General features: G+C 70.8%; 11 protein-coding genes. 1 reads left to right on the plus strand and 10 read right to left on the minus strand.

Annotated elements, in window-relative coordinates; genetic code table 11:
• Positions 1-55: 55 nt before the first annotated feature.
• The 3 genes from QZ588_RS04535 to QZ588_RS04545 all read right to left on the minus strand — a co-directional run bounded on the left by QZ588_RS04535 (position 56) and on the right by QZ588_RS04545 (position 4,454).
• Positions 56-1,693 (minus strand): amidase family protein, encoded by a 1,638-nt coding sequence (locus tag QZ588_RS04535; RefSeq protein WP_295540352.1) that lies wholly within the window; start codon positions 1,691-1,693, stop codon positions 56-58.
• Positions 1,694-1,852: 159 nt separating this feature from the next.
• Positions 1,853-3,244 carry a tRNA 5-hydroxyuridine modification protein YegQ gene (yegQ, locus tag QZ588_RS04540; protein WP_295540430.1) on the minus strand — a complete coding sequence of 464 codons (1,392 nt, stop codon included), beginning with the start codon at positions 3,242-3,244 and terminating at the stop codon, positions 1,853-1,855.
• A 25-nt stretch (positions 3,245-3,269) separates the two neighbouring features.
• Complete coding sequence (locus QZ588_RS04545) at positions 3,270-4,454, minus strand: ChaN family lipoprotein (protein ID WP_295540353.1); 1,185 nt, start codon at positions 4,452-4,454, stop codon at positions 3,270-3,272.
• Positions 4,455-4,721: 267 nt separating this feature from the next.
• Here QZ588_RS04545 and QZ588_RS04550 point away from each other — a divergent pair, with 267 nt between their 5' ends.
• A complete protein-coding gene (locus QZ588_RS04550) occupies positions 4,722-6,956 on the plus strand; it encodes a M1 family aminopeptidase (RefSeq protein WP_295540354.1) in 2,235 nt (744 codons plus the stop codon).
• Here the strand turns inward: QZ588_RS04550 and QZ588_RS04555 are convergent.
• The 7 genes from QZ588_RS04555 to QZ588_RS04585 all read right to left on the minus strand — a co-directional run bounded on the left by QZ588_RS04555 (position 6,898) and on the right by QZ588_RS04585 (position 14,269).
• Complete coding sequence (locus QZ588_RS04555) at positions 6,898-7,596, minus strand: response regulator transcription factor (protein ID WP_295540356.1); 699 nt, start codon at positions 7,594-7,596, stop codon at positions 6,898-6,900. The genes QZ588_RS04550 and QZ588_RS04555 overlap by 59 nt on opposite strands.
• 120 nt (positions 7,597-7,716) lie before the next feature.
• Complete coding sequence (locus tag QZ588_RS04560) at positions 7,717-8,988, minus strand: ribonuclease H-like domain-containing protein (RefSeq protein WP_295540357.1); 1,272 nt, start codon at positions 8,986-8,988, stop codon at positions 7,717-7,719.
• Entirely contained in the window at positions 8,985-11,615 is a 2,631-nt protein-coding gene (locus QZ588_RS04565) for a DEAD/DEAH box helicase (RefSeq protein ID WP_295540431.1), read from the minus strand. The genes QZ588_RS04560 and QZ588_RS04565 overlap by 4 nt, the downstream gene beginning before the upstream one ends.
• Positions 11,616-11,849: 234 nt before the next feature.
• Complete coding sequence (locus QZ588_RS04570; RefSeq protein ID WP_295540359.1) at positions 11,850-12,428, minus strand: Uma2 family endonuclease; 579 nt, start codon at positions 12,426-12,428, stop codon at positions 11,850-11,852.
• Between the two features lie 134 nt (positions 12,429-12,562).
• Positions 12,563-13,060: an Hsp20/alpha crystallin family protein gene (locus tag QZ588_RS04575; RefSeq protein ID WP_295540361.1), complete on the minus strand. Its 498-nt coding sequence runs from the start codon at positions 13,058-13,060 to the stop codon at positions 12,563-12,565.
• Positions 13,061-13,375: 315 nt separating this feature from the next.
• Positions 13,376-13,768: an Hsp20/alpha crystallin family protein gene (locus QZ588_RS04580; protein WP_295540363.1), complete on the minus strand. Its 393-nt coding sequence runs from the start codon at positions 13,766-13,768 to the stop codon at positions 13,376-13,378.
• Positions 13,769-13,825: 57 nt separating this feature from the next.
• Entirely contained in the window at positions 13,826-14,269 is a 444-nt protein-coding gene (locus QZ588_RS04585; RefSeq protein WP_295540365.1) for an Hsp20/alpha crystallin family protein, read from the minus strand.
• Positions 14,270-14,338 lie beyond the last annotated feature (69 nt).

A 14,338-nucleotide genomic window follows, 5' to 3' on the forward strand; every position in this document is an offset into this window, starting at 1 on the left:
CGCGCCGGTATATCCAGGGCAGCCGCAGGCGCCGACAGCCGTGGTTGCGGCTGGCTCAGGGCAACGGCAGCTGCGGTGGGCGCCGGGCGGCGACGGCCTGCTCGAAGGCGTGACCCAGGGCGAGAAGACGCGCCTCGGAGAATGGCTCACCGACCAGGGACAGACCCAGGGGCAGACCGGCGTTGGTCCAGCCCATGGGCAGGGTCAGCTCCGGCAGGCCAGCCACCGACGCAACGTAGGCGGGCTGCAGCGGATCATCCGCATCGCAGTCGTAACTGCCATCGTAGTCGTGCAGCAGCGAGGACGCCGGGCAGAGCATGGTGGGCAGCACCAGGGCATCGAGCGCCTGCTCGGCGAAAATATCGGCAATGGCGGCGCGCGCGGCCGGAAGGCCATTGGAGAGGATGTGCAGATACTGCAGGTCGGCGAGTCCGGGGCTGCGCAGGGCCGCGCGATAGACGCCGAGCTGGCCGGAAGTCACCGGCGTCGGCGAGCCGGCGATGAGCGACGACTCGCTCATGCGCAGAAGCTCCTTCAGGCTGTGCGGCTTGCCCTGCTCGGTGTGCAGCAGATAGGCGTTCACCTGATCGCGGAATTCCGTCTCGATGAGGCGGTCCAGCATTTCGGCGCGGGCGTTCAGCACCCCGTCGGGCAGCGCCACCTCCACCAGCTCGGCTCCCTGGGCGCGCAGCAGCGCCTGGGCGCCGGCGAAGGCGCGGTCGACCTCGCCGTTCCCGCCGCGATAGTCCGCGGCAACGCCCAGGCGGACGCCGTCGAGGGTGGCCTCTGCCAGGCCGTCGGCATAGTGGCCCGGACGCCCGGGCGGGTCGGCGGTGCGCGGATCCGATGGATCTTCGGCGGCCACCGCTTCCAGCGCCAGCGCGAGGTCGCGGACGCCGCGCGCGAGCAATCCGGTGACCTCGATGCTGAGCGCCGTGGGCACCACGCCGGCCCGGCTGGTGAGACCGAGGCTGGGGCGCAGGCCCGCCAGCGCCGACACCGCCGCAGGCCCGCGCACGCCGCCGACGGTATCGGTACCCACCGCCAGCATGCCCAGGCTCGCCGCCACGGCGGCACCGTCGCCGGCCAGGGATGGGGCGCGGCGCCTGTTGTACGGGTTGCTGGTCTGGCCGCCGGCGGAGCTGTAGCCGGGCCGGCCGGCGGCGAGCCCGAGCTCGCTCAGATTCGCCTTGGCGAGGATCACCGCCCCGGCCGCGCGTAAACGCGCCACCACGAAGGCATCGCGCAGCGGCTCGTGGCCGCGCAGCGCAGCCGACCCCGCCGTGGTGGACAGCGCCAGGGTGTCCAGATCGTCGCGGACGATGACGGGAATGCCGTGCAGGGGCCCCCGCGCACCGGCGGCGGCGCGCTCGGCATCCAGCGCGGCGGCGTCATCGGCGGCGCGCGGATTGACGGCGATGAGGCTGTTCAGTCGCGGTCCCGCCCGGTCCAGGGCTTCGATGCGCGCCAGATAAGCCCGTGTCAGCGCCTCGGCGGTGAGCACACCCGCGGCGAAGGCCGCCTGCACCGAGGCGATGTCCGCCTCCACCACGTCGAAGGCCGTCGGCGGGCGCTCGTCCGCGGGCGGCTGCGGTGGCGCGGCGGACACGGCCGCCGCGGCGGCGCCGAGCCAGACGGCGGCGCAGTGCGCCGCCAGCGGCCACCGCCGGGCCGTATGCGCTCGATGAGTCATTGTTCGATTCCCCCAGCCCGCGCCGGAGCATACCCCAAGCCAGCGGTGGCTGGTACGGCCGGGGCGAAGCAGCCAAGGTGGCCATGGCCTTCGGCGTTTCGACGGCGGTGTTGTTGCAAACAGCCCCGAGGCGGACCCGGCACCCGGGCGGATGTGCCATTACACCGCCGCCGTCAGCAGTCCGTAGCGCGCCTGCGGCCAGGGCAGCGGCAGCCGTACCCGCCAACCGTCCCCCGGCGCCGTGGTCAGGGGTGCGCCGTCGGGCCCGAGCATCGCCTCGAGCCGCCAGCGCCGCAGGCCTGCCGGCGTGACCAGCTCCAGGTCGTCGCCGACGGCGAATCGATTCTTCACCGCCACCTCCACCAGCCCGGTGGCCGTGTCCGGGCCGATCACTTCGCCGACGAAGATGCGGCGTCGACTGCGAGACGCGCCGTCGCTGTAGTTTTGGGCCGCCGAGCCCGCCTGGCGGCGATAGAAGCCGTCGGTGTAGCCGCGGTTGGCCAGCGCCTCCAGCTCCTCGAGCAGCTCCCGGCGGAAAGGCCTTCCGGCGGCGGCATCATCGATGGCCTGGCGATAGACGCGGGTGGTGCGGGCCGCGTAGTAATGCGACTTGGTGCGGCCTTCGATCTTGAGGCAGTCGATGCCCAGGGCGCTGAGCGCCGCGACATGCTGCACGGCGCGCAGGTCTTTGGCATTGAGCACATAGGTGCCCTGCTCGTCCTCGAACACCGGCATGTACTCGCCCGGGCGGCGGGCTTCTTCGAGCAGCCAGACCTCATCGGCGGCGGGATGGCGGTGCCCGGCAGCCGCCGGCTCGGCGGCCAGCAGGTCCGCGGCATCGATGGGCCGCGCTCTGGGGTCTGACTCTGTGCTGTCCGATGCCGCCGGCTGCGCCAGTCGGTACTCCCAGCGACAGGCGTTGGTGCAGGTCCCCTGGTTCGCGTCGCGGTGATTGAAATAGCCCGAGAGCAGACAGCGGCCCGAGTAAGCGATGCAGACGGCGCCGTGCACGAAGACCTCCAGCTCCATGTCCGGGCAGGCGTCGCGGATCTCGGTGATCTCCTGCAGCGAGAGCTCCCGCGACAGGATCACCCGCGCGATGCCCTGGCGCTGCCAGAAGCGCACCGCCGCGGCGTTGGTGGTGTTGGCCTGCACCGACAGGTGCACGGGCAGCTCGGGCCAGCGCTCGCGCACCAGCAGGATCAGCCCCGGATCGGCCATGATGACCGCATCCGGCCCCAGCGCCACCACCGGTGCCATGTCCTCGAGGAAGGTCTTGAGCTTGGCGCCGTGTGGCAGCGCGTTGGCGGCGAGGTAGAAGCGCCGGCCCCGCCGGTGGGCCGTGTCGATGCCGCGGGCGAGCGTGGCCAGATCGAACGCGTTGTTGCGCACCCGCAGGCTGTAGCGCGGCACACCGGCATACACGGCATCAGCGCCGTAGGCGAGCGCATACTCGAGGGCACGCAGTGTGCCGGCCGGGGCCAGCAGCTCGGGCCGGCGTGGTGCGGTGGCCACAGCCGGTCCGGCGCCGTGGCGCTGCGCCGCCGCCATGCCCGGCGCCGCCCCATGCCCCATGTCAGTGGAGCTCCACATCGAAGGTGAGGCGCTCGCTGCCACCCACCAGCTTCTTGCGCAGCACTTCCACCGGCAGCTTGTCCCCGGGGCGGCTGTCCATCAGGGCGATGCGGATATCGGCGTAGCTGTTGATGGCGCTGTCACCGACGCTGACGATGCGATCCCCCGCCTCGACACCGGCCGCCTCGGCACCACTGTCTGCGCTGAAGCCCTCGACGCCGAGGCCCTCGCCGTCGGCCTCGGCGTCGAGCATGACGCCGAGCAGACCGGTGTCCGGCAGATCGACCCGCTGCGGATAGAGGATGAAGTCCGCGAGCGCCGGGTCGAAGGGGCGCATGCTGCCGCTCACCACCGTCGCCGCCGGCACATCCAGACGCCGTGCCACCCGGCTGGGGATGCCGTGGCCGTACTCCACGTGGCCGGTGCCGGCGAGCACCACCAGGGTCTTGTCCGGGTGCCGGCGCAGATACTCGGCGGCGCGTGCCGCCATCCCCTCGTCCCAGAGCAGCTGCACGTCCAGGAAGTGCTCGAAGTCGGCGTCGTCATCCTTGGGATGCATGGCGAACACGGCCTCGATGCGCTCGCGGTAGGCCGCATTGTCGCGGTCGATGTCCGCCGGGATCTGCGCCGCATGCTCCGGGCTCAAGGACTCGATGCCGCCGTCACCGGCCTGATCCGTGATCTCTTTCGGCAGGTTCAGCGCGATGAGCGGGATGCCGTGCTCGCGCGCGAAGCGCAGGATGGGGCGGTAGAGCCGATAGTCGAAGCGCCAGCGGGTGAAATACTCGGTGCGCTTGAGCAGCTCAGACTCGCTGATCTCACCGGCGACGAAGGCATCCAGCGCCGCCTGGAAGGGCTGCTGGAAGAACTCCATGCCGATGGCAACGTTGCGCCCCTGCTCGTGCAGGCCGCGGATGATGCGCAGCTGATTCAGGTGGTCCTCGTAGCGGTCGTGCGACTCGCCGACATAGACGACACGCGTGTCGCCGAGCCCCGCCAGCAGGTCGTCGATACCGGCGACGCGGGCGGTCTCGACCACCGCGGTTGCGGTGTCGTGGATCTCGTCCTGACCGGGCAGCATGCCTGTGGCCGGGGTCTCGGTATCCGCAGCGCTCGCGGCCGCCGCGGCCAGGGTCGCGAGCAGCAGCACGGGGACGAATAAAACAGTGAAGACGGATTGGATCATGGCACCTGCTGTGATTGTCTGAGTGAGAACGCCATTATGGGGTCGCGGCGAGCCGTCGTCCCGGGCGCGTCCCGACGCGGTGCGCCGCCAGCCCGGACACGGCGGGCGCCAGCGCCGGGCAACGCTGGCCGGCACTGCCGCGCGATCCGGCGTTGAGCAATTGTCGGGGCGGTCGGCAGCCGCCACCCAGCCCGCAACAACCGAGAAACCCGGATGCGATGGGTCTGGACCACGCCAGCCCACCGCCGAAGCAACCACGGAGCGACCATGCGCCGAGCCCTAAAGTTCCCCCACGCCATACCCGCAACCACCGCCGACACGCCCGGCGCCGGCTGGCATCCGTCCGATGAACAGCGTACGGCAACGCCGCAGCTGCGAGTATCGGTGCCAGTGACGCTGTTGCTCGCACTCATACTAGGGGCGCTATTGTCGGCCCCGCAGCCGGGCGTTGCCGGGCAGCAGCAGCCGGTCATCGGCCATCGTATCGACGCCGTGTTGGACCCCGAAGCCGGGACTCTGCACGCAACGGACACGATAACCCTGCCCGAGGACACGGCGCAGTTCGTCTTTCTGCTGCACCAGGGACTGCGCCCGCGGGTGGAGAACGGCGAGGCGGTGCTCGAGCGCATCGGCCGCGACGGCCATTTGGAGCGCTTCCGGCTCACCCCGGCCACCAACCAGCCCGTGACGCTACGCTACGGCGGGCGCATCCGCCACCCCCTCACCAGCGTGCGCGAGGGCATGGGCCGGGAGCGCCAGCAGTTGGTGGGCACCATCGACGCCGATGGCGTGTTTCTCACCGGCTACACCGGCTGGTATCCCACCATGCCCGGCGCCCTGAACCGCATGCAGCTGGACGTGCGGCTGCCGCCGGGCTGGCTCGCCGTCTCCCAGGGCGCCGGCCCGGAGCCCATCGGCGGTGACGACGCGCATGTGCGCTGGACCGAGGAACAGCCCCAGGACGAGCTCTATCTCAGCGCGGCGAGGTTCAAGCTCTATCGCCAGCCCACGCCCCACGGCGAAGCCCAGGCCTATCTGCGCCTGCCGGACGAGGCGCTGGCGGACAGATATCTGGCGGCCACGGCGGATTACCTCGCCCGCTACAGCGCGCTCATCGGCGCCTATCCCTATGCCAAATTCGCGCTGGTGGAGAACTTCTGGGAGACCGGCTACGGCATGCCCTCGTTCACGCTGCTCGGCTCGCGGGTGATGCGCCTGCCCTTCATCCTGCACAGCTCCTACCCCCACGAGATCCTTCACAACTGGTGGGGCAACGGCGTCTATGTGGACTACGCCGCCGGCAACTGGGCGGAAGGCCTGACGGCCTATCTCTCGGATCACCTCAACCAGGCCCTGGCCGGGGCGGGCGCCGATTACCGGCGCGATCAGCTCAAGGCCTATGCGGACTATGTGCGCGACGGCGCCGACTTCCCCCTCACCGCGTTCCGCGGCCGCCACGGCAGCGCCTCCCAGGCCATCGGCTACGGCAAGATGCTCATGACCCTGCACATGCTGCGGGTCATGCTCGGGGACGACGACTTCCGCGACGGACTGCGCCGCTTCTTTGACCAGAATCGCTTTCGCAGCGCCGACTTCGACGACCTGAGGCGCGCCTTCGAGCAGGCGGGCGAGCGCGATCTGGCGGCCTTCTTCGCGGCCTGGACCACGCGCCCGGGCGCCGCCCGACTCGCGCTCGACGACGTCGAGGTGGCGCAAGGCAGCGACGGCGGTTATGTCGTCACCGGCAGCGTGCACCAGGTGCAGGAGGACGCGGCCTTGCCCATGGATGTGCCGGTGGTGGTGCACGCCGGGGACGGCACGCCGCAGCGGGTGCTGGCGCCCTTCGACGGGCGCACCGCCCGCTTCGAGGTGCAGCTCGACGCCGCGCCGGCGCGGGTGGCGGTGGATCCGCAGTTCGAGACCTTCCGGCATCTGCTGCCGGCGGAGTCCCCGGCCTCGCTGAGCAATCTCTTCGGCGCCGAGCGCGGGCTCATGGTACTGCCGGCGGCGGCGCCGGCACCCCGGCAACGGGCCTACCGCAAGCTCGCGCAGGCCTGGCAACGGGGCCAGGCGGGCTGGGACATCGTGCTCGACGACACGCTGACGACCCTGCCGCAGGACCGCGCCGTCTGGCTGTTCGGCTGGGAGAATGCCTTCGTCGACGCCGTCGCCGGCGCGGCGCCGGGGCTGGTCCTCGATGCCGACACCCGGACACTGACCCTGGCGGGAACGGCGCACACCGATGTCAGCACCGCCGTCGCCGTCGGCGATGCGACACATGCCATCGGCTGGGTGGCGGCCGCCACCCCGGCGGCGGTGCCCGGCCTGGCGCGCAAGCTGCCGCACTACGGCAAGTATGGCTACCTGACCTTCACCGGCGATGCGCCGGACAATCAGGTCAAGGGGCAATGGCCGCCCGGGGATTCCGCCCTCACCCAATGGCTCAGTGATGCCCGCCCGCAGCTGCGGATGCCGACGCCGAGCACCCTCGTGAGTCGCTGAGTGCGCCACCGCCGGCGCGCATGCGCGTGTCGAGACCACCGTGGAGCGCCACGGCGTATTTCACCAGCTCTGCCTGCGATGTCAGGCCGAGCTTGGACATCATGCGCCGGCGGTAGGTGTCGACGGTCTTGGTGCTGATGCCCATGAGCTGCGCCACCTCACGGGCGCGCTTGCCGTCGGCCAGTTGCTTGAGCACCAGCCGCTCGCGCCGGGACAGGAGTCGTTTTTCGGGGCCGCCCAGGATCTGTTCCGACCCGGGCAGCCAGGTCTGACCGCCGGCGACGGCGCGCACCGCGTCGGCCAGGGTGGCGACGGATTCATCCTTGAGCACATAACCCTGGACGCCGGCCTCCACCATCTGCGAGACGAACGATCGCTCCCCCTGCGCCGACAGGGCGATCACGCGGGTTCGCGGCAACTGCTTGACGATCTGTGTCGTCGCCTCGATGCCGTCGACGATCGGCATGGAGATATCCATCAGGACGATGTCGGGCTTCCAGGCCTGTGCCAGGATGATGGCCTCGGCGCCATCGCCGGCATTGGCGACGACCTCGATGTCCGGCTGGCTGGAGAGCAGCGCGCCGATGGACTCCCTAATCATTTTGTGGTCGTCGGCGAGCACGACTTTGATGCTGGACATACGGGCCCTCCGTCACAGCAATGTCTCTGAAACCGCCTCAACACGGACAGCAGTTGAGGATTCAACGCGAGCCTATACTGCCGTAACCCCGAGAAACGTCAATTACGTCCATCGGCTGGATCAATCATCTATCGCCCGCCGGTCGACATCGCCCGGCATCTTGTCTGCCAAACGCCGACACCGGCGCTCGCGCTCCGGACCCGGCGGCAGCGCCTGCGCGCAGGCCAGCGCCCGCCGCAGGTCCTTGGCACGATGCTCGTAATGCTTCGCCAACGCCTCCAGCGCCGCCGCGTCGCCAACCGCGGCGAGCTGCTCCCACAGCGCCACCGCCGCGCGCCAATCCCCGGCCCGCAGGTGCAGCCGCGCCAGCAGGTGTCGCGCCGGTGCGCTCGGGGTCTCAGCCTGCGCGGCGACCAGCAGTTGCCGGGCCGCGATGCCGTCACCACGGGCGAGGCGCCAGCGGGCGATGCGCAGCACATCGCCGCCGTGGGCAGCCGGTGCCCGATGCACCGCCGCCAGGCGCGCCGGCAGCGCCGCGACGGAGAGCAGATCCACGCGGTTGTGCGCCAGCACGGCTCCCAGCCGGCTGGCGTCGCCGCGGCGCAGCCACGCCAGCCAGGCCGCCGGCGCTTCGGCACCCGGCAGGTCGTCGGCGCGCACATGGGCCAGCAAGCGCCGCTCCACGGTGGCGAGGCGGCAGTCCGGCCAAACGCCGCCGAAAGCCCGCCGCAGCGGATGCAGCAGGTCCAGATGGGGCAGATGGGCGGCGGTCTCGGCGAGCCTGGCCAGCCGCAGCCGGGCGGCCAGCAAGGGCACATCGAAGGTCTTGCCGTTGTAGCTGAGCAGCAGTTCCGCCGCCGCCAGGTCCGTGCGCACCTGCGCCAGGAATGCCGCCTCCGCATCCAGGCGCGTCAGCAGATACTGCACCAGCGCCAGATGGCCGTCGCGCCAGCGGGCGAGTCCGACGACGAACACCCAGGTGCCGGTGCCGCCGGCGAGGCCGCTGGTCTCGGTGTCCAGCACCACCCAGCCGCGTGGATCGGTGGGGGCGTCGGGCTGCAGCAGGCTCACCGCCGCCGGCTCCGGGCGCAGGGCGCAGCGACCGTGGGCCAGGGCGAGGGGGCGGCTTTGTGTCAGCCGCAGCACGCCGGGGGCGAGGCGCTCGGCGCCGAGCTCGGCGGCTAGGGCCGCCTCGTCGAGCACCCGCTCGACTGGTGCGGTCACCGCCGCCGGCGGCGCCGGTTGGGGTGCGCCGGCGCGGGCCGCGCCCAGGCGCCGCAGCCGCGCCGCCAGGCTCGGCTGCGCAGGGCCCGGGGCTGTGCTCGCATCGGCGGCCGGTGCCGTTACGGCGTCGCCGCGCACCCGCCGCAGGCGCTCACGCAGGCTGCTCATGCATCCCCCCACCGGCGCGATGCCGTCGCGGCGGATGTCCCGGCCGCCGTCGGTGCGTCCGCGCGCCGGTCGCCGCCGTCGCCGGGGTGCCCCGCGAGCAGCCGCAGCACCGATGCCGCCAGGTACTTCGGCGATGACGGACGCTGCTCGTCCCCCGGCAGAATGGGGCCGACGCAGGCCGGGCAACCGCCGGTACAGGCACACGCGCGCACCAGCGCCAGCGCATCGGCCACCAGAACCGCCGCGCCATCGAACAGCGGCCCCGAAAGACCGACCCCGCCGGGATAGTTGTCGTAGAGAAAGAGCGTCGGCTCGAATCCGCCCGCCGGCGGCCCATCCAGGGGCTGGTTGTCCGGGCCGCGCAGCTGACCGCGACCGTCGGCGCCTATGGCGGCGAACCAGCGCCCCTGCCCATCGCCGACGGCACGCCCCAGATCCGGCACCTCCGCCATGACCCGTAGCGCCGCCACGTGGTGCAGCGCATAGGCGGCACCGAGGAAGCCCTCCACCAACCGCTCCCGGCTGCCGAAGGTGGCGGCGACGGCGCGTGCCAGCGCCCGCGGGTGCAGCTGCCACCAGACCGCCGTGGTGTGCATCTCCTGATCCGGCAGATCGATGTGGCCGTAGCCAATGTTGTCGTGGCTGTAATAGCGGATTTTCTTGTACCCCGGATAGCGCCGCACCAGGTGCACCTCGCCCTGGGCGACGGCCGCCATGGCAGCGTCCGCCCCAGCCCGCGTGGTCTCGGCGTCGCCGTCGGCATGGCGCGCTGCCCCGATGCCGTCCGCCGCGGACAACGCCGGCACCCTCTCCTGCCGGTCGAATTCCGCCAGAATCTTGAGCTTGGTGTAGTCGATGGCGTCGGTGTAATAGTCCGCCCGGGTCTTGGTCACATAGGCCTTGCGGCCGCTCCAGTCGAGTCGCTCCACCTGGTAGGGCTGGGACTGCACCATGTAGATGGCGCCCTCGTAGACGGTCCCGGGCGCCCCCGAGTCGTCCACTTCGGCGATGATGGTCTGCTGGCCGCCGGTGGTATCGATGACGACGAAGTTGCCCTCCGCCACCGAGCGCAGGGACACCGCATTGGCCGGGTAACTGTCCGCCACCCAGAACCATTGCCCGCCGCCATCGGCGCCGGTGCGCTGCAGCAGCCCCTCGTCGCGCAGATAGGCGAGCATCTCGCCGAGATCCTCGGTGCAGTCGCCGAAGGCCTCGCCGTCGCGAAACGGCAGCTCGAAGGCGGCGCAGCGCACGTGATCCATCAGGATCAGGAGCTGGTCCGGATGGATGCGGGCGTGCTCCGGCGATGCACCCAGGAAGAACTCCGGGTGGCGCACCATGTACTGATCCAGCGGGTCGCTGGTGGCCACCAGCACGCCCAGGCTCGGGCGATTGCGCCGTCCGGCCCGGCCGAGTCGCTGCCAGGTGGCGGCGATGGTGCCCGGATAGCCGTTGAGCACGGCGACGTCCAGGGCGCCGATGTCCACGCCGAGCTCCAGCGCCGAGGTGCTCACCACCGAGTCCACGCGACCCGCCCGCAGCGCGCGCTCGCCGCTGCGGCGCTCGCTCGGCAGGTAGCCGCCGCGGTAGGCGAGCACCCGCGGCGGTCGGCGCGGATCGCGATCGAAGACGTCCTTCAGGTATTTGGTGATGACCTCCACCATCAGCCGCGAGCGGGCGAAGACGATGTTCTTGAGCCCCTGCCTGGTCGCCGCCCGGGCGATGCGCGTGGTCTGCGAGCGAGCCGAGGCGCGGATGCCGAGGTCCGGGTCGATGACCGGTGGGTTCCACAGCAGCAGGTGGCGCTCACCCCGCGGTGCGCCGCTGTCGGTGAGCGCATGCACCGGCGCACCGATCAGCCGCCCCGCCAGCGCCGCCGGATTGGCGATGGTGGCGGAGGCGAAGATGAACACGGGACTGGCCCCATAGAAACGGCAGACGCGCCGCAGCCGCCGGAAGACATTGGCCACATGGCTGCCGAAGACGCCGCGGTAACCGTGCAGCTCGTCGACGACGATGAACTGCAGCGACTCGAAGAACTGTGCCCACTTGGTGTGATGGGGCAGGATGGCCTGGTGCAGCATGTCCGGGTTGGACAAGACGATGTCGCCGCGGGTGCGCACGGCCTTGCGGGCATCGCCCGGGGTGTCGCCGTCGAAGGTGAAGGCCTTGATGCCGAGCGATTCAGCGGCGACGCCGCGCTCGCCCGCGCGCCCGACACCGCATTCGAAACCGCCGCTCACGCCGGTCTTGCGCTGGATACCGGCGCATTCGTTCGAGCGCGCTTGCGACACCGATGCGGTCGCCGCGGCAGCCGCCCCCGCCAACGCCTGATTCAGCTCCGAGAGCTCCGCCACCTGGTCCTGGGCCAGCGCCTTGGTGGGGAACAGATACAGTGCCTTGGCCTGCCGCGTCAGCACCGCATCCAGCACCGGCAGGTTGTAGCAGAGCGTTTTGCCGGAGGCGGTGGGCGTGGCCACCACCAGGTGCTCGCCCGCCCGTACCCGGTCCCAGGCCTCGCACTGGTGGGCATAGAGCCGGGTCAGCCCCCGCGCCACCAGCGCCGCCCGCAGCCGTGGATGCAGGTCCGGCGGCAGCGCGGTGAAGCGCGCGGCCTGCGCCGGCATGGCCAGCTCGCCGGTGATGCGCCCGCCGTATTTGCGCTTCAGCCCGCGGAGCAGGCGGTGGACGCGGTCGTCATCGGGCGTGGTGGCGACGGCACCGGCGGGCGCCGGTCCTGCGGGCGGCGCCAGATCGGGCGCGACGGGTGGGTGATCGATGATGGCGGACATGGCTGGCTCCGGCGGTGTTTGACGGAGCCTACCGCAGCACAGGCTCAGTCCGTGAGCCTGTGCCCCCCGCTATCCCGACCGCTCCGGCGCCAGGTGCTCGAAGACCTCGGCGAGGGGGACCGAGACGTCCAGCGATGAGAAACGGCAGACTTCGGTGTCTGGGGCATACACATGCAGCAGCCACTCGCCGTCCGACGCGCGCCGGAAGCTCTCCACCCGGCGGGAGGGAATGTCCACCAGCACATACTCCTCGAGCGACGGCAGGGTACGGTAGGCGGCGAACTTGTCGCCGCGGTCGAAGGCGGCGGTGGAGTCAGAGAGCACCTCTGCGACGAGAGTCGGATGCTCGATGTACAGCTCCGCCGCATGGTCCAGGGGGTCGCAGGACACCATGACATCCGGGTAGAAGAAGGCATTCGCCGCCTCGACGCGGAGCTTCAGGTCCGACACATAGGCTTGGCAGGGGCCGCCGCGGAGGCGCTGCTTCAGGGCCGTCGCCAGATTCAGCGTCGCCACGACGTGCTCGCGCCGCGCGCCGACCATGGCGAACACCTCGCCGCGCACATACTCGTGCTTGTCCGGCTGCTGCGCTTCCCAGGCGAGGTAGCTGTCGGCGTCCAGGGGGCTATGCTCGGCGGCGGCTGTCATGGCTGACCTGCGGGGCGTGGGGGCGGCGTATGGCCAGGATTGCGGCGGCGATACGGGCCGCCGCTGCGTGACATGGCGGACGCACAAACACTATCCAAAAGCCCGCCGCATTGTCCACCGCAGGCGGCTGGGGCTCAGTGCACCGTCACCTGGACGCGGCGGCGGCGATGCGCGGCCTTGGGCAGCTCGACGCGCAGCACGCCGTGCTGGTAGCTGGCGTCAGCCCTGGCGGTGTCGACGGTGTCCGGCAGCGGCACCACCCGCTGGAAGCTGCCATAGGCGCATTCGTTGACGTGCCAGCGGCCTTCGGTACGCTCGCGGGCCATCTGCTTCTCGCCGCGGACGATCAGGCAATCGTCCTGGACCTCCAGCTGGAGGTCGTCTTTGCTCATGCCGGGGGCCTCCACGCGCACGACCACGCGGTCGTCGTCATCGAAGACCTCGGCGGCGAGCAGGCCCCAGCCGGTGCTGCGCGCGGCGAACTCCCGGGCCTCGCCGGCGCTCTTGTCGCCGCGCCCACCGGTGAATTTGGTCATGGCGCCGGAAGCCTGCCGGTACAGCTGATCCCAGCCGTCCACGACACGATCCCAGGCCTGGCTCAGGCCTTCGCGCACTTGCTGTAGCGTCGTCATGGCTTAACCTCCTGTCAGTTGGGTTGTGAAAAACGTTGGGGACGACGGTTCGCCGTTGGGGCTCACCGCTCGCGCTCGCTGAAGGGGCCGGGACCGAGGCGGAACCCATCCCGGCACCCCTCGGACCCCTAGGCACCCCCGTACAGCAGGTCGCCCGGCATGTCATCGACGCTGAATTCCGTCCTCGGATTGCCGTCGTCGTCCTTGCCGTCGTCGTCATCGACTCGGGACGCTCGCTCATGAGTGCGGGCGTCGGCCGAGGATCGATGACCGCCGCACGGAAGCACGCGGTCCTGGCCCCCGAGCGCCAGCCCCTCAGGCGGCCCGCACTTCGATGCGCCGCGGGCGCTGCTCCGGATGCTTCGGGATGTGCAGCCGCAGCACGCCGTCCTTGAGGCTGGCGTCGATCTGGTCCGTCATGAGCTCATTGCTCAGGGTAAAGCTGCGGCTGTAGCGGGTGCTGCGCACATCCGCATACAACGCTTCGGCGGCCTCGGGCAGCTCGATTTGCACCTCGCCCTCGATCCGGAGCGTGTTGGCATCCACCTGCACATGCAGGCGGTCCTTGGACACGCCGGGCATGTCGGCTTCGATGGTGATGCCCTCGGCGTCCTCGAAGACGTCGACTGGCGGTCGCAGTGCTTCGTCGGCCCGGCGCGCCGGGCTGCGGGCGGTTTCGGTTGCGTTGCGGCTGGTTTCGGTGGTCATGGTGTCCTCCAGGAATCGGATGGCTGATGGCGGGCGCTCACGACGAGCGCTGCGGTGTCAGCTGATGCTGATCCGTCGCGGCTGGCTCGATGCGCGCCGCTGCACCGACACGTGCAGCACGCCGTCGCGATAGCTCGCGTCCACGCGCTCGGGGTCCACATCCTCGGGCAGGGTCACCGCCCGGCGGAACTCGCCGCTGTGGCGCTCGGTGCGATACCAGCGCTGCTTCTCGCCGCGCTCCAGGCGCCGCTGACCGGCGACGGTGAGCAGATTCCGCTGGATGTTGATGTCCAGCTCAGCGGCGTCGAGACCGGGTGCGAACAGATAGACGTCCACCCGCTCGGCCGTCGCGCCGATATTGATGGGCGGCCAGCTGCCCCAGCCGGGAGCGCGCAGCTCCGCCGCCTGCGGCCAAAGGCCGAAGGACTCGTCGAGCTCGCGCTGGAGGCGGTTCAGTTGGTCGAACACATTGCCTTGCAGACCGGTGAAGGTTCCGAACATCGCTGTCGCTCCTCTGCGCCGGTGGTGCGCAGTTTGGGTTGCACGATGTGGGGCGACGAGCGCCGCCGC

Source organism: uncultured Thiohalocapsa sp. (assembly GCF_913062725.1).
In the GTDB taxonomy this organism is placed as follows: Bacteria; Pseudomonadota; Gammaproteobacteria; order Chromatiales; family Chromatiaceae; genus Thiohalocapsa.

Bases quoted from the DNA above. Each gene is read 5' to 3' on its own strand.
- QZ588_RS04550 (WP_295540354.1), top strand. From the start codon at position 4,722: ATGCGCCGAGCCCTAAAGTTCCCCCACGCCATACCCGCAACCACCGCC.
- QZ588_RS04585 (WP_295540365.1), bottom strand. From the start codon at position 14,269: ATGTTCGGAACCTTCACCGGTCTGCAAGGCAATGTGTTCGACCAACTG.
- QZ588_RS04555 (WP_295540356.1), bottom strand. From the start codon at position 7,596: ATGTCCAGCATCAAAGTCGTGCTCGCCGACGACCACAAAATGATTAGG.
- QZ588_RS04565 (WP_295540431.1), bottom strand. From the start codon at position 11,615: ATGCCGGCGCAGGCCGCGCGCTTCACCGCGCTGCCGCCGGACCTGCAT.
- yegQ (WP_295540430.1), bottom strand. From the start codon at position 3,244: ATGGCGGCGGCGCAGCGCCACGGCGCCGGACCGGCTGTGGCCACCGCA.
- QZ588_RS04580 (WP_295540363.1), bottom strand. From the start codon at position 13,768: ATGACCACCGAAACCAGCCGCAACGCAACCGAAACCGCCCGCAGCCCG.
- QZ588_RS04575 (WP_295540361.1), bottom strand. From the start codon at position 13,060: ATGACGACGCTACAGCAAGTGCGCGAAGGCCTGAGCCAGGCCTGGGAT.
- QZ588_RS04545 (WP_295540353.1), bottom strand. From the start codon at position 4,454: ATGATCCAATCCGTCTTCACTGTTTTATTCGTCCCCGTGCTGCTGCTC.
- QZ588_RS04560 (WP_295540357.1), bottom strand. From the start codon at position 8,988: ATGAGCAGCCTGCGTGAGCGCCTGCGGCGGGTGCGCGGCGACGCCGTA.
- QZ588_RS04535 (WP_295540352.1), bottom strand. From the start codon at position 1,693: ATGACTCATCGAGCGCATACGGCCCGGCGGTGGCCGCTGGCGGCGCAC.
- QZ588_RS04570 (WP_295540359.1), bottom strand. From the start codon at position 12,428: ATGACAGCCGCCGCCGAGCATAGCCCCCTGGACGCCGACAGCTACCTC.